Here is a 19,692-nt window from a genome sequence, read left to right on the forward strand (position 1 = left end):
TGGGGAGGGCTGGTAAGACCGGCTCCGGAGTCCTCCGGGGAGGCGCGGCCCGATGAATCAGGAAGATCGTTCCCGCCAGGGAATGAAGCCCCGGCCTTCAGGCCGGGGAGATGCCACCTCTCCGGTCCCCTCGACAACAACAAAGCCCCGGAGCGCCCACCGGCAGCGGCCGGAGGCGACTCCCTACGTCGACCTCACCCGTGCCGAGTGGAGCGCGCTGCGCGACAAGACGCCGCTGCCGCTGACCGCGGAGGAGGTCGAACGGCTGCGCGGGCTCGGTGACGTGATCGACCTCGACGAGGTGCGGGACATCTACCTGCCGCTGTCCCGGCTGCTGAACCTGTACGTCGGCGCGACCGACGGGCTGCGCAGCGCGCTCAACACCTTCCTCGGCGAGCAGGGGTCCCAGTCGGGGACGCCGTTCGTGATCGGCGTGGCGGGGTCCGTGGCCGTGGGGAAGTCGACCGTGGCGCGGCTGCTGCAGGCGCTGCTGTCCCGGTGGCCCGAGCACCCCCGCGTGGAGCTGGTGACGACGGACGGCTTCCTGCTGCCCACGCGGGAGCTGGAGCGGCGGGGCCTGATGTCGCGCAAGGGCTTCCCGGAGTCGTACGACCGGCGGGCTCTGACCCGGTTCGTCGCCGACATCAAGGCCGGGAAGGCGGAGGTCTCCGCGCCCGTCTACTCCCACCTGATCTACGACATCGTGCCCGGCGAGCGGCTGGTCGTGCGCCGGCCCGACATCCTCATCGTCGAGGGCCTCAACGTCCTGCAGCCCGCCCTGCCCGGCAAGGACGGCCGCACCCGGGTCGGTCTCGCCGACTACTTCGACTTCAGCGTGTACGTCGACGCGCGCACCGAGGACATCGAGCAGTGGTACCTCAACCGGTTCCGCAAGCTGCGCGCCACCGCCTTCCAGGACCCCTCCTCGTACTTCCGCAGGTACACCCAGGTGTCCGAGGAGGAGGCCCTGGACTACGCCCGCACCATGTGGCGGACCATCAACAAGCCCAACCTGGTGGAGAACATCGCCCCGACCCGGGGACGGGCCACGCTGGTGCTGCGCAAGGGGCCGGACCACAAGGTGCAGCGGCTCAGCCTGCGCAAGCTCTGACGGCGGGGCGCCCCACGGGCACGGGCACCCCACGGGTCCCGGCAGCATCCCCGGCTCGGGCCCGGGCCCGAGCCCGCCGGCGCCTGCCCGGCGTCTACGCTGCCTGCCATGCTGCATCTGCGACTGATCACCCCCGCCGACCGCACCGAGGACGTGGTGCGGCTGATCGAGGGCACGGTGGGCACCACGCACCTCGTCGTGCTGCGGGGGGCGGCCCGCAATCCGTCCGGGGACCTGGTGCTGTGCGACGTGGCGCGCGAGGCCGGGGACGAACTGCTGAGCAGCCTTCAGGAGTTGGGCATCGACCGCAGCGGGGCCATCGCCGTGGAGAACATCGATCTGTCGCTGTCCGAGCGGGCCGAGAAGGCCGAGGAGGAGGCTCCCGGCGAGGCGGCCGACGCGGTGCTGTGGGAGCACCTGTCGGAGGCCACCCACGAGGAGTCGGCGCTGTCGGTGACCTATCTGTCGTTCATCACGCTGGCCACCATGATCGCCGCCTGTGGCGTGGTGCTCGACAACGCGATCCTGATCGTCGGGGCGATGGCGGTGGGGCCGGAGTTCGGGCCGCTCGCGGGGATCGGCACGGCGCTGGTGCAGCGGGCCCCGCGGCTGGCGCTGCGCTCACTGGTGGCGCTGCTCGTGGGATTCGCCCTGGCGATGGCCGTGACCGTGGGCTTCAGCCTCCTCATGGACGCCGCCGGGCTGTTCACGAAGGCCCAGCTGGAGGGCGAGCGGCCCAACACCACCTTCGTCTACGCCCCCGACGCCTTCTCCTTCGTCGTGGCGGTGCTCGCCGGCGCCGCCGGCACGCTGTCGCTGACCTCGGCCAAGTCCGGCGCCCTGGTCGGCGTCGCCATCTCGGTGACCACCGTCCCGGCCGCCGCCAACGCGGCCGTCGCCCTCGCCTACGGCGACACCCGCCAGACCTGGGGGTCGACCGAGCAGCTGCTGCTGAACCTGTTCGGCATCGTGCTGGCGGGCACGCTCACCCTGCTCGCCCAGAAGTGGTTCTGGGGGCGGCAGCGCGAGCGCGCCCGCCGGGCGCCCGGAGCGACGGCGCGCTCGCGGGCGTAGAAAGCAACGGGCTCAGCCCAGCGCGGACTTCACCACGTCGGCCAGCCGGCCCGCCACCGAGCGGGCCTGGTCGATGTCCTGGGCCTCGACCATGACGCGGACCAGCGGCTCGGTGCCGGAGGGGCGCAGCAGCACCCGGCCGGTCTCCCCCAGCTCCCGCTCCGCCTCGGCCACGGCGGTGGCCAGCTCGGGGGAGGTCTTCACCCGGGACTTGTCGACGTCGGGGACGTTGACGAGCACCTGCGGCAGGCGCTCCATCACCGACGCCAGGTCGCGCAGCGTACGGCCGGTCTCGGCGACCCGGGCCGCCAGCAGCAGACCGGTCAGCGTGCCGTCGCCGGTGGTGGCGTGGTCGAGGATGATGACGTGGCCGGACTGCTCGCCGCCCAGGGCGTAGTCCTTCTCCTTCATCTCCTCCAGCACGTAGCGGTCGCCGACGGCGGTCTGCACGAGGTGGATGCCCTCGCGCTCCATGGCCAGCTTGAAGCCCAGATTCGACATCACGGTCGCGACGACGGTGTCGGAGCGCAGTGCGGAACGCTCCCGCATCGCCAGCGCGAGCACGGACAGGATCTGATCGCCGTCGACCTCCTCGCCGGTGTGGTCCACGGCCAGGCAGCGGTCGGCGTCACCGTCGTGCGCGATGCCGAGGTCGGCGCCGTGCTCGACGACGGCGGCCTTCAGCTGCTCCAGGTGGGTGGAGCCGCAGCCGTCGTTGATGTTCAGGCCGTCCGGCTCGGCGCCGATGGTGACGACCTCGGCGCCGGCCCGCCGGAACGCCTCGGGCGACACCCCGAAGGCGGCGCCGTGCGCCTCGTCGAGGACGATCCGCAGCCCCTCGATGCGGTTGGGCAGGACGCCGACGAGGTGGCCGACGTACCGGTCGAAGCCCTCGTCGTAGTCGCGTACGCGGCCGACGCCGGCGCCGGTCGGGCGGTCCCAGGGGGCGCCGGTGCGGTGCTCCTCGTAGACCTTCTCGATCCGGTCCTCCAGCTCGTCGGCCAGCTTGTGGCCGCCGCGGGCGAAGAACTTGATGCCGTTGTCCGGCATGGCGTTGTGGCTGGCGGACAGCATCACGCCGAGGTCCGCGCCGAGCGCGCCGGTGAGGTACGCCACCGCGGGCGTCGGCAGCACGCCGACCCGCAGCACGTCCACGCCCGCACTGGCCAGGCCGGCGACCACGGCGGCCTCGAGGAACTCCCCGGACGCGCGCGGGTCCCGCCCGACCACGGCGGTCGGCCGATGGCCCTCGAAGGTGCCCGCCTCGGCCAGTACGTGGGCCGCCGCGACGGAGAGACCGAGCGCCATCTCGGCGGTCAGGTCCGCGTTGGCGACGCCGCGCACGCCGTCCGTGCCGAAGAGTCGTCCCACTTGTCCTCCTGAGGAAACTTCAGTTCGTGCCGCCGGACCGGGCATCCCGTCACACCAGCCTTTGAGCACCTTGTGCCGTTATACGCCCGAGTCCTGTGATATACGAACGCCCCGGTGGCACTGTGGCGTGCCGCCGGGGCGTTCGGAGTACGAGCAGGCAGCTGCGATCAGCGCTTGCTGTACTGCGGGGCCTTGCGGGCCTTCTTCAGACCGGCCTTCTTCCGCTCGACCGCACGGTCGTCGCGGCGCAGGAAGCCGGCCTTCTTCAGCGGGCCGCGGTTGTTGTCGACGTCCGCCTCGTTCAGCGCGCGGGCGACACCGAGACGGAGCGCACCGGCCTGGCCGGAGACACCGCCACCGGCGATGCGGGCGATGACGTCGTAACGGCCCTCGAGCTCCAGCACCTTGAAGGGCTCGTTGACTTCCTGCTGGTGCACCTTGTTCGGGAAGTAGTCCTCGAGGGTGCGACCGTTGATCTTCCACTTGCCGGAGCCCGGGACGATCCGGACGCGGGCGATGGCGTTCTTGCGGCGGCCCAGGCCGGCGGCCGGCTGCGGCTCGCCGAAGCGGGAGGCCAGGGACTCCGAGGTGTACTCGCCCTCGACGGGGACCTCGGACTCGGTGGTGTAGCTGTCGATGTCAAGCTCTTCGAGCGGCTGCTCGGCAGTGGTCTCGGCCACGATTCTCCTCAGATTCTCTTCAGTCTTAGGGGGTGGCCGGACTTACTGCGCGACCTGGGTGATCTCGAACGGCACCGGCTGCTGGGCGCCGTGCGGGTGCTGGTCACCCTTGTAGACCTTCAGCTTCGAGAGCATCTGACGGCCCAGGGAGTTCTTCGGGAGCATGCCCTTGACGGCCTTCTCGATGGCCTTCTCCGGGTTCTTGTCGAGCAGCTCGTCGTAACGGACGGAGCGCAGACCGCCCGGGTAACCGGAGTGGCGGTAGGCCATCTTCTGGGTCCGCTTGTTGCCGGAGAGGTGCACCTTGTCGGCGTTGATGATGATGACGAAGTCACCAGCGTCGACGTGCGGCGCGTAGATCGGCTTGTGCTTGCCCCGCAGGAGGGTGGCGGCGGTGGACGCCAGGCGGCCCAGGACGACGTCCTGGGCGTCAATGACGTGCCACTGGCGCGTGATGTCGCCGGGCTTGGGGCTGTACGTACGCACGGTTCGTAGCCTTCGCTTCTTCAGTGAATGGTCCTGACAAGGTCACCGAAGACGATCACGACAGCCTTGACCGCACCGCGGTGACGCAAACCGCGTGCTGGTCGCTGGTCATCGGCCCGGTGGACCGGTGTAAGGGCCCGTCCCGTGAGAATGAGCAAGCCAATACACAACGAACATGCAGGATACCCGCGGCGCCGCGGCCGGGTCAAAACGGTGGCGCCGCTGCTGGTCCTGCGTGTTTCGCACCCAGTGTAGGCGTACCGGCGCCCGCACGCGGCCGCGCCGCCGCGGCGGGCCGGCCGGAGCACACCCGGAGAACCGCCGGAGAACCGCCCGGTCGCTTTGTACCGGGCTGCACCGAAGGTGCCCCGCGGGCCCGCCGCGGGCGGCGTGAGCACCCGCAACCCCCGTCTAAGATGCGCCCCATGAGCTATGGGCAGGGGGGCTCGCAGTCCCAGTGGGATCCCTGGAAACCGAATTCCCAGCAGTCGTGGAGCGGCGGCGGCCAGACGCCTGACTGGGCCGCGCTCGCGGAGGCGTCCGAGACGCGCAACAAGCGGCGCCGGATGCTGTTCGTCGGCGGTGGCGTGCTGGCCACCGTCGGGATCGGCGCTGCCGTCGCCATGGCCGTGGTCTCGGCGAACGGGGACAACGGCGCCTCCGGCCGGCCCTCCTCCCAGCTGCCCGGCACCGCCGCGCTGCCGAGCGGCTCCGGCGCGGCGCCGTCCTTCGCGCCCACCAGCGCGCCGCCCCCGCTGGACCCCAAGGAGTTCATCTCCAGCGCCAAGAAGGACACCGCCCCGCTCAGCCCCGACACGCTCTTCCCGGGGACCCAGCTGACCATGGGCGACGCCGTGTACAAGAAGGGCCCGACGGCCGACGCGAAGAACTGCGCCTCGGCGGCCCAGGGCACGCTCCCCAAGATCCTCTCCGCCAACGGCTGCACCCGTCTGATACGCGTGACCTACTCCAAGGACGGCATCGCGGTGACCGTCGGTGTGGCCGTGTTCGACAGCGAGGCACAGGCCACCAAGGCCAAGGGACAGGCCGACAAGAAGAGCATCGTCAAGCCGCTCCCGGGCGGCGGGGTGAAGGCCTTCTGCAACGGGGCGATCTGCCGCTCCACCACCAACTCCCTCGGCCGCTACGCGTACTTCACCCTGACCGGCTTCCCCGGTGACAAGGACGTGACGGCCAAGGACACCAAGGTCTTCCGCACCGGCGACGACCTCGCCGAGTTCGCGTTCCGGCAGATCCGCCGGCGCGGCGAGGCCCAGGCGTCCGCGGCGGCGGCCACCCAGTAGGCGGCCCGCGCACCGGCGGCGGCGGCCCGCGCACCGGCGGCGGTCCGGTCACCGGCGCCGCTCCGGCCCCGTGCCCCGGCGCCGCTCCGGCCCGGTCCCCCGGCGCCTCTCCGGTACGGAAGCCCGCACCGGCCCCGGCGGCGACACGTGCGTCGCCGACGGCGCCGACGAGGGAGCCGGCCGGCCCACACCGGCGGCGACATCGGCGCACCCCGGGTGCGGTGCCCGGTCCGCGCCGGACAGCGGCCCCGAGGCCCGGCATCCCGAGGCCCGGCAACGCGACGCCGGCACCCACCCCAGGGCCCCGGCATCCCGTCGCCGGCACCCACCCCGAGGCCCACCCCCCGCCGCCCCGCTCACCCCCGCCGTCGCTCCCCTCCGGCCCCCTCCGGTGCGGGTCTGCCCAGGGCGCGGAAGTGCCAGCCCGCCGCCGTCCAGCGGTCCGCGTCCAGTACGCCCCGGCCGTCCACGACCCGCGGGTGCCGCACCAGCCGCACCGCCCACCGCGGGTCGATCTCCCGGAACTGCGGCCACTCGGTCAGATGCAGCACCAGCTCCGCCCCGCGCAGCGCCTCCTCCAGCGACACGGCGTAGCCGAGCAGCGGGAACGCCTTGCGGGCGTTGTCCATCGCCTCGGGGTCGTAGACGGTGACGTCCGCCCCCTCGAGGCCGAGGCGCGCGGCCACGTTCAGCGCGGGCGAGTCGCGGACGTCGTCGGAGTCCGGCTTGAAGGCCGCGCCCAGCACGGCCACCCGCGTCCCGAGCAGCGTCCCCCCGCACAGCTCCCGGGCCAGGGCGACGGCCCGGTCCCGGCGCCGCATGTTGATCGCGTCGACATGGCGCAGGAACCCCAGGTCGACGCCCAGCTCGGCGGCGCGGTGCGTGAAGGCCCGGATGTCCTTGGGCAGACAGCCGCCGCCGAAACCGACCCCGGCACCCAGGAACGCCCCGCCGATCCGCTCGTCGCGGCCCAGCGCCCTGGCCAGGTCCCGCACGTCACCCCCGGCGGCCTCGCACACCTCGGCCATCGCGTTGATGAAGGAGATCTTGGTGGCGAGGAAGGAGTTCGCGGCCGTCTTGACCAGCTCCGCGGTGGCGAAGTCGGTCACCACCAGCGCGGTCCCGGCGGCCAGCACCGGGGCGTACACCTGGCGCAGCAGCCGCTCGGCGCGCGGGGTGCGCACCCCGAACACCAGCCGGTCGGGGCGCAGCGTGCCCCGCACGGCGAAGCCCTCGCGCAGGAACTCCGGGTTCCAGGCGATCTCGACCGGGTGCCGGTCCGCGAGCCGGGCCGCCGTGCCGACCGGCACCGTGGACTTGCCCACCAGCAGGGCGCCCTTGCGCGCGTGCCGCGCGATCCGCGCGAAGGCCTCCTCGACGCACGTCAGGTCGGCGCCGTCGCAGTCCCCGCGCTGCGGGGTGCCCACGCACACGAAGTGCACCTGCCCGAAGGCGCCCGCCTCCTCGTAGGAGGTGGTGAACCGCAGCCGCCCGCTCCCCGTGTGCCGGGCCACCATGGCGGCCAGCCCCGGCTCGTGGAACGGCACCCGGCCCGCGCGCAGTGCGGCGACCTTGCCCGCGTCGACGTCGACGCCGACCACCTCGTGCCCCAGGTCCGCCATGCAGGCGGCGTGCGTGGCACCGAGGTAGCCGGTGCCGATGACGGTGAGCCGCATGGGTGTGCCCGCCTTCCTCGCCGTACGCTCCCTGCCGCCGCCGTGCGGCGGCAGGTCGGTGCAGCGAGTTCCCGCCCGGCGGCGACCGTACCGTCACCCACTGTGACCTGCGGGTTCGCCGCTCGGCAGCAGCCGCTCGGCAGGGGCTGTTCAGCAGCAGCCGGCCGGGGGCAGCGTCCTGCGGTTGCGCGCCTCGGCGCTGCGCGCGGCCAGCAGCTCGTCGGCCGGGTAGCCGACCTCCTCCAGCGTCAGCCCGTGCGGGCGTACGACGTGCACGGCGGAGTCCCGCACCCCGGCGGCCAGCACCTTGGCGGGCCAGTCCGGCGTACGGTGGCCGTCCCCGACGAACAGCAGCGCCCCGATGAGCGAGCGCACCATGTTGTGGCAGAAGGCGTCCGCGCGGACGGTGGCCGTGACGATCCCGTCGTCGCCGCGCTCCAGGCTCAGCTCCTGAAGGGTGCGGATGGTCGTCGCGCCCTCCCGCTTCTTGCAGTACGCGGCGAAGTCGTGCTCGCCGAGCAGGCCCCGGGCGGCCTCGTTCATGGCGTCGACGTCGAGCGGCCAGTCGTGCCACAGGACGTGGCCGCGCAGCAGCGGGTCCACGCCGCCGGGGTTGTCGGTCACCCGGTAGGCGTAGCGGCGCCAGACGGCGGAGAAACGGGCGTTGAAGCCGTCGGGGGCGGGCCTGAGCGCCCAGACGCGCACGTCCCGGGGCAGTCGCCCGGCGAGCCGCTTGAGCAGCTTCTCGTGGTGCTCGCGCCACACCTCCTCGGGCAGGTCCACGTGCGCCACCTGGCCGCGGGCGTGCACTCCGGCGTCGGTGCGCCCGGCGACCGTCAGCTCGTACGTGCGGTCCGACCGGGTGACCGTGCGCAGTGCGTCCTCGATCTCGCCCTGCACGGTCCGTTTCCCGCCGGCCTGCTTGGCCCAGCCGTGGAAGGCGGTGCCGTCGTAGGACAGGTCGAGGCGGATGCGGACATGGCCGGGCTGTACTTCGTCGCTCACGTGCAGATCCTCTCAGGGCCCGGTCCCTCCCGGGTACGCGAAAGCGGGCCCGCCCCGAAGGGCGGACCCGCTCGGCGAGGGAGTGCCTCAGGCGTCCTTGGACTCCTCGGCGGCCTCCTCGGCCGGAGCCTCGGTGGTGTCCTCGGCCTTGGTCTCCTCGACCTTGGCCTCGTCCGCCTCCTTGACCGCGCGCTTGGTGGCGGCCTCGGCCTCACCCACGGCCTTCTGCTGCACCGTCAGCGCCTCGACCAGCTCGATGACCGCCATGGGCGCGTTGTCGCCACGACGGTTGCCGATCTTGGTGATCCGGGTGTAGCCACCCGGACGGTTCTCGTACCGCGGGCCGATCTCGGTGAAGAGCGTGTGGACGACGCCCTTGTCCGTGATGACCTGGAGCACCTGGCGGCGGTTGTGAAGGTCGCCCTTCTTCGCCTTGGTGATCAGACGCTCGGCGTACGGGCGCAGGCGGCGGGCCTTCGCCTCGGTGGTGGTGATACGGCCGTGCTCGAACAGCGCCTTCGCGAGGTTCGCGAGGAGCAGCTTCTCGTGCGCGGCGCTGCCGCCCAGACGGGCACCCTTGGTGGGCTTCGGCATGGTTCTTCTCCTGTGTGTCTGCCCCGGCCGTATCAGGTACCGGGGTCAGTATCCGAGCAGGCGGTCGCCTGTCGGAGATCCGGGGGCCTCCGCGAGACCCCCGGAAGTGGGTCACGCCCAGTACCGGATCAGTACTGCTCGGTCTCCACGAAACCCGCGTCCGCGTCGTCGTCGGCGCCGAAGGCGTCGGCGGCGGCGGTCGGGTCGAATCCGGGCGGGCTGTCCTTCAGGGCCAGGCCCATGCCGGCCAGCTTCGCCTTGACCTCGTCGATGGACTTCGCACCGAAGTTGCGGATGTCCAGCAGGTCGGCCTCGGAGCGGGCGACGAGCTCACCCACGGAGTGGATGCCCTCGCGCTTGAGGCAGTTGTAGGAGCGGACCGTGAGCTCCAGCTCCTCGATCGGCAGCGCCAGGTCGGCGGCGAGGGCGGCGTCCGTCGGGGACGGACCCATGTCGATGCCCTCGGCGTCGATGTTGAGCTCGCGGGCCAGACCGAACAGCTCGACCAGGGTCTTGCCGGCCGACGCCATGGCGTCGCGCGGACGCATGGCCTGCTTGGTCTCGACGTCGACGATCAGCTTGTCGAAGTCGGTGCGCTGCTCGACACGGGTGGCCTCGACCTTGTACGTGACCTTGAGCACCGGCGAGTAGATGGAGTCGACCGGGATCCGGCCGATCTCCTGGCCCACCTGCTTGTTCTGCACGGCGGAGACATAGCCGCGACCGCGCTCGACGGTCAGCTCCATCTCCAGCTTGCCCTTGCCGTTGAGCGTGGCGAGGACCAGGTCGGGGTTGTGCACCTCGACACCGGCCGGGGGCGCGATGTCGGCGGCGGTGACCAGACCCGGGCCCTGCTTGCGCAGGTACATCACGACCGGCTCGTCGTGCTCCGAGGAGACGACCAGCTGCTTGATGTTGAGGATCAGGTCGGTGACGTCCTCCTTGACGCCCGGCACGGTGGTGAACTCGTGCAGGACGCCGTCGATGCGGATGCTGGTGACGGCGGCACCGGGGATCGACGACAGGAGGGTACGGCGGAGGGAGTTGCCGAGGGTGTAGCCGAAGCCCGGCTCCAGCGGCTCGATCACGAACCGGGAGCGGAACTCGTCGACGACCTCTTCGGTCAACGAGGGACGCTGAGCGATCAGCATGTGTGGATCAGATCCTTCAGTCGGGGGCGCCCGCTATATGACGCCCGACCAGCCGCCCGGTGGAAAGGGGCGGGTACTGCAAGGGTACGGGCGGTACGACCCGTGTACGGACCGTACCGCCCGATGACCGCGCACCGTGGAGGCGCGAACGCGTCAGACGCGGCGGCGCTTCGGCGGGCGGCAGCCGTTGTGCGGGGTCGGGGTGACGTCCTGGATGGAGCCGACCTCGAGACCCGTGGCCTGAAGCGAACGGATGGCGGTCTCACGACCGGAACCCGGACCCTTCACGAACACGTCGACCTTGCGCATGCCGTGCTCCTGGGCGCGGCGGGCGGCCGACTCGGCGGCCATCTGCGCGGCGAACGGCGTGGACTTCCTGGAGCCCTTGAAGCCGACGTGGCCGGCGGAGGCCCAGGAGATCACGTTGCCGGACGGGTCGGTGATCGAAACGATGGTGTTGTTGAACGTGCTCTTGATGTGCGCGTGGCCGTGAGCGACGTTCTTCTTTTCCTTGCGGCGCACCTTCTTGGCAGCGCCCTGACGTCCCTTGGGGGGCATGTCGAAAACTCCTACGGGAGGTGGTCGGTCCTACAGCGAAGACCGCTGGACGGCGAGTGTCGCTGCGGACTACTTCTTGCCCGGCTTCTTCTTGCCGGCGATGGCGCGACGCGGGCCCTTGCGGGTACGGGCGTTGGTGCTGGTGCGCTGACCGCGGACGGGCAGACCGCGGCGGTGCCGCAGACCCTGGTAGGTGCCGATCTCGACCTTGCGGCGGATGTCGGCCTGGATCTCGCGACGGAGGTCACCCTCGGTCTTGATGTTGTTGTCGACGTACTCGCGGATGGCGACGAGCTGCTCTTCGGTCAGGTCGCGAACGCGGGTGTTCGGGTCGACGCCGGTGGCGGCCAGCGTCTGCTTCGAGAGGGTCCGGCCGATGCCGAACACGTAGGTGAGGGCGATCTCCACGCGCTTTTCGCGCGGGATGTCAACACCGGAAACGCGTGCCATTCAATGGCTCCTGGTGATCTTCGGAGGTCTTCCACAGGACCGGTTCCCAGCCGCCGTACCAGGTACGAACTGGGTCCCCGGCCTCCGAACCGGGGGTGTCAGGCGCGTTGGACGCCTGGGCCCTGCGTATGAACATATTCAGCTCGCGTCGCGCGAATCCCTGCGGAGGTGCAGAGGGAGCGGTCGGTCGTGCGTCAGCCCTGGCGCTGCTTGTGGCGCGGGTTCTCGCAGATGACCATGACCCGGCCGTGACGGCGGATCACCCTGCACTTGTCGCAGATCTTCTTGACGCTCGGCTTGACCTTCATGGGATGTGAGGTTCTCCGGGTCAGTTGCCGGCGGCCCCGCGCCACGGCGGACACGGGACGTGGGCAAGATCTACTTGTACCGGTAGACGATCCGGCCACGCGTCAGGTCGTACGGAGACAGCTCCACCACGACCCGGTCGTCAGGGAGGATGCGGATGTAGTGCATGCGCATCTTGCCGCTGATGTGTGCCAGGACCTGGTGGCCGTTCTGGAGCTCGACCTTGAACATGGCGTTCGGCAGAGACTCGACGACAGTGCCCTCGATCTCGATGGCACCTTGCTTCTTGGCCACGCTTCGCCCTTCGAATCGACTACCTTGATCGACTCCCGTTGCTTCCCTTGCGGGCGCATGCGGACATGCGGGTGCACGAGAGCCGACGAGTCAGTCTACGTCAGCGCACCCTGAAAGACGAATCGGGGAAGTCTGCCCCACGGGGGAGATCGACATGCACCGCGGGCGGGGCCGTTCTCAGCCCAGCGGGTCCGGGGCCGCCGTGACGCCGAGCTCGGCCAGCTTGGCCTTGCCGCCGTCCGGGGCCGTCAGGACCAGCGGGCCCTGCTCGGTCAGCGCGACCGAGTGCTCCCAGTGCGAGGACCAGGTCCCGTCGGTCGTGATGACCGTCCAGTCGTCCTCCAGCACCCGGGTCTTCGGCGTGCCGAGGGAGACCATCGGCTCGATGGCCAGGCAGAAGCCGGGGACCAGCTTGGGGCCCTTGCCGCGGCGGCGGTCGACGTAGTTCAGCAGGTGCGGGTCCATGTGCATCTCGGTGCCGATGCCGTGGCCGCCGTAGTCCTCGATGATGCCGTAGCGGCCGCCGCCCGGCTTGGGCTGGCGGCGGATGTAGGTCTCGATGGCCCGGGAGATGTCGACCAGCCGGTGGCCCTGCCGCATCGCGGCGATCCCGGCCCACATCGACTCCTCGGTCACCCGGGACAGCTCGACCAGCTCCGGGGCGTGACCGGACCCGACGAAGGCCGTGTAGGCGGCGTCGCCGTGCCAGCCGTCGACGATCGCGCCGCAGTCGATGGAGATGACGTCGCCGTCCTTGAGGACCACGTCGTCGGAGGGGATGCCGTGGACCACGACCTCGTTCACGGAGGTGCAGATGGTCGCCGGGAAGCCGCCGTACCCGAGGAAGTTCGGCTTGGCGTTGTGCTCGGCCAGCACCTTGCGGGCCACCTCGTCCAGATCCTTCGTGGTGGCCCCGGGAACCGCGGCCTCACGGGTGGCCGCGTGAATGGCGGCGACGACCAGCCCCGCCGCTCGCATCTTGGCGATCTGCTCGGGGGACTTGATCTGCACCATGGGGTGAGCGCCTTTCTGGGTCCGGAAGAGGGACGGCTGTAAGAGGGACGGCTGTAAGAGGGACGGCCACGCGGGCGGCTATGTCAACCATACGGGGGTGCGCGCCCACCCCCACAGCACAGCCGCGGCCCCCGGAAGGGAACCGCGGCTGCAACCGGCGTACCACGAACTACTTGGCCGCGTCCTCGCGCTTGAGCGCCTCCAGCGCCCGCCGGGTGATCTCGTCCACCGGCCCGAGCGAGGAGATCGTCACGACGAGCCCCTGGGCCTTGTAGTAGTCGATGATCGGCTCGGTCTGCGTGTGGTACACCTCGAGCCGCTTGCGGACCGTGTCCTCGGAGTCGTCGTCGCGCTGGTACAGCTCACCGCCGCAGACGTCGCACACGCCCTCCGTCCTGGGCGGGCTGTACGTGACGTGGAAGACGTGGCTGGAGTCCTTGCGGCAGATCCGCCGGCCGGCGATCCGCTTGACGACCTCCTCCTCGGGCACTTCCAGGTCGAGCACCGCGTCGAGCTTGATGCCCTGGCTCTGCAGCAGCGCGTCCAGCGCCTCGGCCTGCGAGACGTTGCGCGGGAAGCCGTCCAGCAGGAAGCCGTTCCGGGCGTCCGGCTGCTCCATGCGGTCCTTGGCCATGGCGATGGTGACCTCGTCGGGCACCAGGTTGCCGGCGTCCATGTAGGACTTCGCGAGCTTGCCCAGCTCCGTCTGCCGGCTGATGTTCGCGCGGAACAGGTCGCCCGTGGAGATGTGCGGGATGCGCAGCTTCTCGGCAAGGCGCGCGGCCTGCGTTCCCTTGCCTGCACCCGGCGGACCGACGAGGACGATTCGCATCAGCGGAGGAACCCTTCGTAATTGCGCTGCTGGAGCTGGCTCTCGATCTGCTTCACCGTCTCGAGGCCGACACCCACGATGATCAGGATGCTGGTCCCGCCGAAGGGGAAGTTCTGGTTCGCATTGAAACCGACCAACGCCATTGTCGGCACGAGAGCGATCAGACCCAGGTACAGCGAACCCGGCCAGGTGATCCGGTTGAGCACGTACGACAGATACTCAGCGGTCGGCCGACCGGCCCGGATGCCCGGGATGAAGCCACCATACTTCTTCATGTTGTCGGCGACTTCCTCGGGGTTGAAGGAGATCGCCACGTAGAAGAACGCGAAGAAAACGATGAGCAAGAAGTACAAAGTGATGTAAAGCGGGTGATCACCCTTGGTCAGGTTGGCCTCGATCCAGGTCTTCCAGCCGGAGGTGCCGCCGGAGAACTGGGCGACCAGCGCCGGGATGTAGAGCAGCGACGAGGCGAAGATGACCGGGATCACACCGGCCTGGTTCACCTTGAGCGGGATGTACGTGGACGTACCGCCGTAGGAACGGCGGCCGATCATGCGCTTGGCGTACTGCACCGGGATACGGCGCTGCGCCTGCTCCACGAAGACCACCAGGCCGACCATGACCAGGCCGACCAGGATCACGGTGCCGAACTCGATCCAGCCGTCGGCCAGGGTGCCCTGCTTCTTGATGGCCCACAGCGCGGACGGGAAGGTGGCGGCGATCGAGATGAACATCAGGATCGACATGCCGTTGCCGATGCCGCGGTCGGTGATCAGCTCGCCGAGCCACATCACCATGGCCGTACCGGCGGTCATGCAGATCACCATGGTGATGGTCGAGAAGATCGCCCGGTCCGGCACAATGCTGCCGGCGGCCGTGCAGCCGCTGAACAGGGCGCCGCTGCGGGCGGTGGCCACCAGGCCGGTGCCCTGCAGGATCGCCAGCGCCACCGTCAGGTAGCGGGTGTACTGGGTGATCTTCGCGGTGCCGGCCTGGCCCTCCTTCTTGAGGGCCTCCAGACGCGGGATCACCACGGTCAGCAGCTGCAGGATGATGCTCGCCGTGATGTACGGCATGATCCCGAGGGCGAAGACCGTGATCTGCAGCAGAGCGCCGCCGCTGAACATGTTGACCAGCCCGAACAGTCCCTGGTTGCCCGATGCCTCGGTCACGCACTGCTGGACGGCCTTGTAGTTGACGCCCGGGATCGGGATGTGGGTACCGACGCGGTAGACCACGATGATGCCGAGCGTGAAGAGCAGCTTCTTGCGCAGGTCGGGCGTCCTGAACGCCCGGGCGAAGCCGGTGAGCACGGTGCCTCCTGCGACCCCCGCGCACGTGCGTCAAGGGTGACGGTCTTGAGGTTCGATGAAAAGAACAGTGCAGGCCACCTTACCGGCGACACTGCCCCCCTTGGAACGACCGACCGGGGATACCTCATTGTGAGGTATCCCCGGTCGGGATCGTCTACGTCATCGAGGCGCCTGAGCGGGTCAGACGAGCTCGGTGACCGAACCGCCGGCGGCGGTGATCTTCTCCTTGGCGGAGCCGGAGACGGCGTCGACCGTCACCTGCAGCGCCACGGAGACCTCGCCCTGGCCCAGGACCTTGACCAGGCTGTTCTTGCGAACGGCGCCCTTGGCCACCAGGTCCTCGACCGTGACCTCGCCGCCCTCGGGGTAGAGCGCGGCCAGCTTGTCGAGGTTCACGACCTGGTACTCGGTCTTGAACGGGTTCTTGAAGCCCTTCAGCTTCGGGAGACGCATGTGGAGCGGCATCTGGCCACCCTCGAAGCTCTCCGGAACCTGGTAGCGGGCCTTCGTACCCTTCGTACCACGACCGGCCGTCTTACCCTTCGACGCCTCACCGCGACCGACACGGGTCTTCGCGGTCTTGGCACCGGGGGCGGGACGGAGGTTGTGGATCTTCAGCGGGTTCTGCTCCGCCATGATCAGTCGACCTCCTCGACCGTCACGAGGTGGCGGACGGTGTGCACCATGCCGCGGAACTCGGGGCGGTCCTCCTTGACGACCACGTCGCCCAGGCGCTTGAGGCCCAGGGAACGCAGGGTGTCACGGTGGTTCTGCTTGCTGCCGATGTAGGACTTCGTCTGCGTGATCTTGAGCTGCGCCATGATTACGCACCCGCCCCGGCACGCGCACGCAGCAGGGCCGCGGGGGCCACGTCCTCGAGCGGCAGACCGCGGCGGGCCGCGATCTCCTCGGGACGCTGCAGGCCCTTCAGGGCCTCCACGGTCGCGTGCACGATGTTGATGGCGTTGTCGGAGCCGAGCGACTTCGACAGCACGTCGTGGATACCGGCGCACTCGAGCACGGCGCGCACCGGACCACCGGCGATCACACCGGTACCCGGGGACGCGGGCTTGAGCAGCACGACGCCGGCAGCCTTCTCACCCTGGATGGGGTGCGGGATGGTGCCCTGGATCCGGGGGACCTTGAAGAAGTGCTTCTTGGCCTCCTCCACACCCTTGGCGATGGCGGCCGGCACCTCCTTGGCCTTGCCGTATCCGACACCCACGGTGCCGTCACCGTCGCCCACCACGACCAGCGCGGTGAAGCTGAAGCGACGACCACCCTTCACAACCTTGGCGACGCGGTTGATCGCGACGACGCGCTCGACGTACGCGGTCTTCTCGGCGGCAGCAGCGCCGCCGTCACGGCCCTTCCGGTCCCGCCGCTCGCCGCCACCGGCGCCGCCACCGCGGCGCTGGGGTCCAGCCATTGGATTACCTCTCTCTTTCCGCTAGCTACAAGCGGCTCAGAACTTGAGCCCGGCTTCGCGGGCGGCGTCCGCCAGGGCGGCGATGCGCCCGGCGTACTGGTTGCCACCACGGTCGAACACGACGGCCTCGACACCGGCGGCCCTGGCACGCTCGGCGACCAGGGCGCCGACCTGCTTGGCCTGCGCGGACTTGTCGCCCTCGCCACCGCGGATCGAGCTGTCCAGGGTGGACGCCGACGCCAGGGTGTGACCCTTCAGGTCGTCGATCACCTGCGCCACGATGTGGCGGTTGGAGCGGGTCACGACCAGACGGGGACGCTCCGCCGTACCGGACACCTTCTTGCGGATCCGGATGTGACGGCGCTTGATCGCGGCGCGCTTGTAGGCGTCGCCCTTGAGGATCTTCTGCCCGTATGCCATGGCTTACTTGCCCGCCTTTCCGACCTTGCGGCGGATGACTTCGCCCTCGTACTTGACGCCCTTGGCCTTGTACGGGTCGGGCTTGCGCAGCTTGCGGATGTTGGCCGCGACCTCGCCGACCTTCTGCTTGTCGATGCCCTCGACCTGGAAGCGGGTCGGGGTCTCCACCTTGAAGGTGATGCCCTCGGGCGCCTCGACGGTGATCGGGTGGCTGTAGCCGAGCGCGAACTCGAGGTTCGAGCCCTTGGCGGTCACGCGGTAACCGACACCGCTGATCTCGAGCTTCTTCACGTAACCCTGGGTCACGCCGGTGATCATGTTCGCCACCAGCGTGCGGGACAGGCCGTGGAGAGCCTTGTTCTGACGCTCGTCGTTCGGGCGGGTGACGTTCAGGACGCCGTCCTCACCCTTGACGATCTCGATCGGCGCGGCGACGGTGTGGGTCAGCTCGCCCTTGGGGCCCTTGACCTTGACCGTACGGCCGTCGATGGTGACGTCCACGCCGGCGGGAACCGCGATGGGGAGCTTGCCGATGCGCGACATAGCTGTTTCCTCCGTTCCCTTCCGTTACCAGACGTAGGCGAGGACTTCCCCACCCACGCCCTTCTTGCCGGCCTGCTTGTCGGTGAGGAGCCCGTGCGACGTGGAGATGATCGCCACGCCGAGGCCGCCGAGCACCTTCGGCAGGTTGGTGGACTTCGCGTACACCCGGAGACCGGGCTTGGAGATCCGCTTGATGCCCGCGATGGAGCGCTCACGGTTGGGGCCGAACTTCAGCTCCAGGACGAGGTTCTTGCCCACCGGGGCGTCCTCGACCTTCCAGCCCGTGATGAAGCCCTCCTGCTGGAGGATCTCCGCGATGTGCGACTTGATCTTCGAGTGCGGCATCGACACGGTGTCGTGGTATGCCGAGTTCGCGTTCCGCAGACGCGTGAGCATGTCTGCGATCGGATCAGTCATGGTCATGAATTGGCCTTCGGCCTCTCTCGCCGGGGTTTCCTGGTGCGCCATCCCTCTCCCCGATCCGAGACGGGACGGGTGCGGCGCGGTGGACCTACGGCGTAGTAAGTCGTACGGGCGCGGCAGGCGCCCAACCCCACAAGCCTAAGGCATGCGGGGCGGGCCTCCTGCCGGACCCAGTTGCTTACCGAGAGCTTCCGGAACCCCTCAAACGGGGGGTTACCAGGAGCTCTTGGTCACGCCCGGCAGCTCGCCACGGTGAGCCATCTCACGGAGGCACACGCGGCACAGGCCGAACTTGCGGTACACGGAGTGCGGACGGCCGCAGCGCTGGCAGCGCGTGTAGCTCCGCACACCGAACTTGGGCTTGCGAGCAGCCTTGGCAATCAGAGCCTTCTTCGCCATCTCGCTCACGCCTCCTTGAAGGGGAAGCCGAGGTGACGAAGGAGCGCACGGCCCTCAGCGTCGTTGGTCGCCGTGGTGACCACGGTGATGTCCATACCCCGGACGCGGTCGATCTTGTCCTGGTCGATCTCGTGGAACATGACCTGCTCCGTGAGACCGAAGGTGTAGTTGCCACGGCCGTCGAACTGCTTGGGGGACAGGCCGCGGAAGTCGCGGATGCGCGGCAGCGCGAGCGACAGGGTGCGGTCCAGGAACTCCCACATGCGGTCGCCACGGAGCGTGACGTGGGCACCGATCGGCTGGCCCTCGCGCAGCTTGAACTGCGCGATGGACTTGCGGGCCTTGGTGACGGCCGGCTTCTGACCGGTGATCGTGGTGAGGTCGCGGATGGCGCCCTCGATCAGCTTGGAGTCGCGGGCGGCGTCGCCCACACCCATGTTGACCACGATCTTGACGAGGCCCGGGATCTGCATGACGTTCTCGTACTTGAACTCGTCACGCAGCTTCGGGGCGATCTCGTCGCGGTACTTCTGCTTCAGACGCGGGGAAGTGGTGGTAGCCATCAGATGTCCTCACCCGTCCGCTTGGCAACGCGGATCTTGTTGCCCTCTTCGTCGAAGCGGTAACCGACACGGGTCACGACCTTCTCGCCGTCCTTCTCCACGACCAGCTGGACGTTGGAGACGTGGATCGGCGCCTCGGTGGTGACGATGCCGCCGGCCTGGGAACCGCGAGCGGTCGGCCCGGCCTTGGTGTGCTTCTTGACCCGGTTGACACCCTCGACCAGGACGCGCTCCTCGCGCGGGTAAGCGGCAATGACCTTGCCCTGCTTGCCCTTGTCCTTGCCGGTGATGACCTGGACCAGGTCGCCCTTCTTGATCTTCATGCTCACAGCACCTCCGGCGCGAGGGAGATGATCTTCATGAACTTCTTCTCGCGCAGCTCACGGCCGACGGGGCCGAAGATACGGGTGCCACGAGGGTCGCCGTCGTTCTTGAGAATGACGGCGGCGTTCTCGTCGAAGCGGATGTACGAGCCGTCCGGACGGCGGCGCTCCTTGACGGTGCGAACGATGACCGCCTTGACGACGTCACCCTTCTTCACGTTGCCACCGGGGATCGCGTCCTTGACGGTGGCGACGATGACGTCACCGATGCCCGCGTAGCGGCGACCGGAGCCACCGAGCACACGGATGCAAAGGATCTCCTTCGCACCCGTGTTGTCGGCGACACGCAGTCGCGACTCCTGCTGGATCACGT

The 19,692-nt window shown here is 69.5% G+C and carries 27 protein-coding genes; 3 read left to right on the forward strand and 24 right to left on the reverse strand.

What is annotated here, in order from left to right:
- Nucleotides 1-82 precede the first annotated feature (82 nt).
- Both coaA and ACI2LW_RS02725 read left to right on the forward strand, forming a co-directional pair.
- Nucleotides 83-1,111 carry a type I pantothenate kinase gene (gene coaA / locus ACI2LW_RS02720; protein WP_404729515.1) on the forward strand — a complete coding sequence of 343 codons (1,029 nt, stop codon included), beginning with the start codon at nt 83-85 and terminating at the stop codon, nt 1,109-1,111.
- 108 nt (nt 1,112-1,219) lie between these two features.
- Entirely contained in the window at nt 1,220-2,185 is a 966-nt protein-coding gene (locus ACI2LW_RS02725) for a DUF389 domain-containing protein (protein WP_404729291.1), read from the forward strand.
- A gap of 12 nt (nt 2,186-2,197) precedes the next feature.
- On the opposite strand, the gene glmM is transcribed toward ACI2LW_RS02725, so the two are convergent.
- From glmM to rplM, 3 genes are all read right to left on the reverse strand, one after another.
- Nucleotides 2,198-3,556 (reverse strand): phosphoglucosamine mutase, encoded by a 1,359-nt coding sequence (gene glmM / locus ACI2LW_RS02730; protein WP_404729292.1) that lies wholly within the window; start codon nt 3,554-3,556, stop codon nt 2,198-2,200.
- A 167-nt stretch (nt 3,557-3,723) separates the two neighbouring features.
- Nucleotides 3,724-4,236 carry a 30S ribosomal protein S9 gene (gene rpsI / locus ACI2LW_RS02735; protein WP_030173946.1) on the reverse strand — a complete coding sequence of 171 codons (513 nt, stop codon included), beginning with the start codon at nt 4,234-4,236 and terminating at the stop codon, nt 3,724-3,726.
- Nucleotides 4,237-4,278: 42 nt separating this feature from the next.
- On the reverse strand, nt 4,279-4,722 hold the full coding sequence (gene rplM, locus ACI2LW_RS02740) for a 50S ribosomal protein L13 (protein ID WP_030173943.1): 444 nt from the start codon (nt 4,720-4,722) through the stop codon (nt 4,279-4,281).
- A 425-nt stretch (nt 4,723-5,147) separates the two neighbouring features.
- Here rplM and ACI2LW_RS02745 point away from each other — a divergent pair, with 425 nt between their 5' ends.
- Nucleotides 5,148-6,026 carry a hypothetical protein gene (locus ACI2LW_RS02745; RefSeq protein ID WP_404729293.1) on the forward strand — a complete coding sequence of 293 codons (879 nt, stop codon included), beginning with the start codon at nt 5,148-5,150 and terminating at the stop codon, nt 6,024-6,026.
- A gap of 356 nt (nt 6,027-6,382) precedes the next feature.
- On the opposite strand, the gene ACI2LW_RS02750 is transcribed toward ACI2LW_RS02745, so the two are convergent.
- The 21 genes from ACI2LW_RS02750 to rplN all read right to left on the reverse strand — a co-directional run bounded on the left by ACI2LW_RS02750 (nt 6,383) and on the right by rplN (nt 19,690).
- Nucleotides 6,383-7,702 carry a UDP-glucose dehydrogenase family protein gene (locus tag ACI2LW_RS02750; RefSeq protein ID WP_404729294.1) on the reverse strand — a complete coding sequence of 440 codons (1,320 nt, stop codon included), beginning with the start codon at nt 7,700-7,702 and terminating at the stop codon, nt 6,383-6,385.
- Between the two features lie 150 nt (nt 7,703-7,852).
- Complete coding sequence (gene truA, locus ACI2LW_RS02755) at nt 7,853-8,707, reverse strand: tRNA pseudouridine(38-40) synthase TruA (RefSeq protein ID WP_404729295.1); 855 nt, start codon at nt 8,705-8,707, stop codon at nt 7,853-7,855.
- An 87-nt stretch (nt 8,708-8,794) separates the two neighbouring features.
- Nucleotides 8,795-9,301, reverse strand: a complete 507-nt coding sequence (gene rplQ / locus ACI2LW_RS02760) for a 50S ribosomal protein L17 (RefSeq protein WP_404729296.1) — start codon at nt 9,299-9,301, stop codon at nt 8,795-8,797.
- A gap of 128 nt (nt 9,302-9,429) precedes the next feature.
- On the reverse strand, nt 9,430-10,452 hold the full coding sequence (locus ACI2LW_RS02765) for a DNA-directed RNA polymerase subunit alpha (protein WP_003966937.1): 1,023 nt from the start codon (nt 10,450-10,452) through the stop codon (nt 9,430-9,432).
- 153 nt (nt 10,453-10,605) lie between these two features.
- On the reverse strand, nt 10,606-11,010 hold the full coding sequence (rpsK, locus tag ACI2LW_RS02770; protein WP_003956432.1) for a 30S ribosomal protein S11: 405 nt from the start codon (nt 11,008-11,010) through the stop codon (nt 10,606-10,608).
- Between the two features lie 69 nt (nt 11,011-11,079).
- On the reverse strand, nt 11,080-11,460 hold the full coding sequence (gene rpsM, locus ACI2LW_RS02775; protein WP_388571531.1) for a 30S ribosomal protein S13: 381 nt from the start codon (nt 11,458-11,460) through the stop codon (nt 11,080-11,082).
- A 194-nt stretch (nt 11,461-11,654) separates the two neighbouring features.
- The gene (gene rpmJ / locus ACI2LW_RS02780; protein WP_003998809.1) at nt 11,655-11,768 is read right to left on the reverse strand and encodes a 50S ribosomal protein L36; all 114 of its coding nucleotides are present in this window, start codon (nt 11,766-11,768) and stop codon (nt 11,655-11,657) included.
- A gap of 70 nt (nt 11,769-11,838) precedes the next feature.
- Nucleotides 11,839-12,060, reverse strand: a complete 222-nt coding sequence (infA, locus tag ACI2LW_RS02785) for a translation initiation factor IF-1 (RefSeq protein ID WP_003948620.1) — start codon at nt 12,058-12,060, stop codon at nt 11,839-11,841.
- Nucleotides 12,061-12,237: 177 nt separating this feature from the next.
- Nucleotides 12,238-13,074: a type I methionyl aminopeptidase gene (gene map / locus ACI2LW_RS02790; RefSeq protein ID WP_404729297.1), complete on the reverse strand. Its 837-nt coding sequence runs from the start codon at nt 13,072-13,074 to the stop codon at nt 12,238-12,240.
- A gap of 169 nt (nt 13,075-13,243) precedes the next feature.
- Nucleotides 13,244-13,906, reverse strand: coding sequence for an adenylate kinase (locus ACI2LW_RS02795; RefSeq protein ID WP_404729298.1), 663 nt, complete (start codon nt 13,904-13,906; stop codon nt 13,244-13,246).
- Nucleotides 13,906-15,219 carry a preprotein translocase subunit SecY gene (gene secY / locus ACI2LW_RS02800; protein WP_404729299.1) on the reverse strand — a complete coding sequence of 438 codons (1,314 nt, stop codon included), beginning with the start codon at nt 15,217-15,219 and terminating at the stop codon, nt 13,906-13,908. The genes ACI2LW_RS02795 and secY overlap by 1 nt, the downstream gene beginning before the upstream one ends.
- Before the next feature lie 180 nt (nt 15,220-15,399).
- Nucleotides 15,400-15,855 (reverse strand): 50S ribosomal protein L15, encoded by a 456-nt coding sequence (gene rplO, locus ACI2LW_RS02805; protein WP_361285571.1) that lies wholly within the window; start codon nt 15,853-15,855, stop codon nt 15,400-15,402.
- A 2-nt stretch (nt 15,856-15,857) separates the two neighbouring features.
- Complete coding sequence (gene rpmD, locus ACI2LW_RS02810) at nt 15,858-16,040, reverse strand: 50S ribosomal protein L30 (RefSeq protein ID WP_009190145.1); 183 nt, start codon at nt 16,038-16,040, stop codon at nt 15,858-15,860.
- A gap of 2 nt (nt 16,041-16,042) precedes the next feature.
- Nucleotides 16,043-16,648, reverse strand: coding sequence for a 30S ribosomal protein S5 (rpsE, locus tag ACI2LW_RS02815; protein ID WP_009190144.1), 606 nt, complete (start codon nt 16,646-16,648; stop codon nt 16,043-16,045).
- Between the two features lie 36 nt (nt 16,649-16,684).
- Nucleotides 16,685-17,068 (reverse strand): 50S ribosomal protein L18, encoded by a 384-nt coding sequence (gene rplR, locus ACI2LW_RS02820; RefSeq protein WP_404729300.1) that lies wholly within the window; start codon nt 17,066-17,068, stop codon nt 16,685-16,687.
- Nucleotides 17,069-17,071: 3 nt separating this feature from the next.
- Nucleotides 17,072-17,611, reverse strand: coding sequence for a 50S ribosomal protein L6 (gene rplF, locus ACI2LW_RS02825; protein ID WP_404729301.1), 540 nt, complete (start codon nt 17,609-17,611; stop codon nt 17,072-17,074).
- A 24-nt stretch (nt 17,612-17,635) separates the two neighbouring features.
- Complete coding sequence (gene rpsH / locus ACI2LW_RS02830) at nt 17,636-18,034, reverse strand: 30S ribosomal protein S8 (protein WP_404729302.1); 399 nt, start codon at nt 18,032-18,034, stop codon at nt 17,636-17,638.
- Nucleotides 18,035-18,247: 213 nt separating this feature from the next.
- Nucleotides 18,248-18,433, reverse strand: coding sequence for a type Z 30S ribosomal protein S14 (locus ACI2LW_RS02835; protein WP_059127180.1), 186 nt, complete (start codon nt 18,431-18,433; stop codon nt 18,248-18,250).
- Nucleotides 18,434-18,438: 5 nt separating this feature from the next.
- Nucleotides 18,439-18,996, reverse strand: coding sequence for a 50S ribosomal protein L5 (rplE, locus tag ACI2LW_RS02840; protein WP_190181495.1), 558 nt, complete (start codon nt 18,994-18,996; stop codon nt 18,439-18,441).
- Nucleotides 18,996-19,319, reverse strand: coding sequence for a 50S ribosomal protein L24 (gene rplX / locus ACI2LW_RS02845; RefSeq protein WP_404729303.1), 324 nt, complete (start codon nt 19,317-19,319; stop codon nt 18,996-18,998). The genes rplE and rplX overlap by 1 nt, the downstream gene beginning before the upstream one ends.
- Nucleotides 19,320-19,321: 2 nt before the next feature.
- Nucleotides 19,322-19,690, reverse strand: a complete 369-nt coding sequence (rplN, locus tag ACI2LW_RS02850) for a 50S ribosomal protein L14 (protein ID WP_003998823.1) — start codon at nt 19,688-19,690, stop codon at nt 19,322-19,324.
- Between the last annotated feature and the right edge of the window lie 2 nt (nt 19,691-19,692).

The organism is Streptomyces sp. NPDC004065 (assembly GCF_044903565.1).
Taxonomy (GTDB): domain Bacteria; phylum Actinomycetota; class Actinomycetes; order Streptomycetales; family Streptomycetaceae; genus Streptomyces.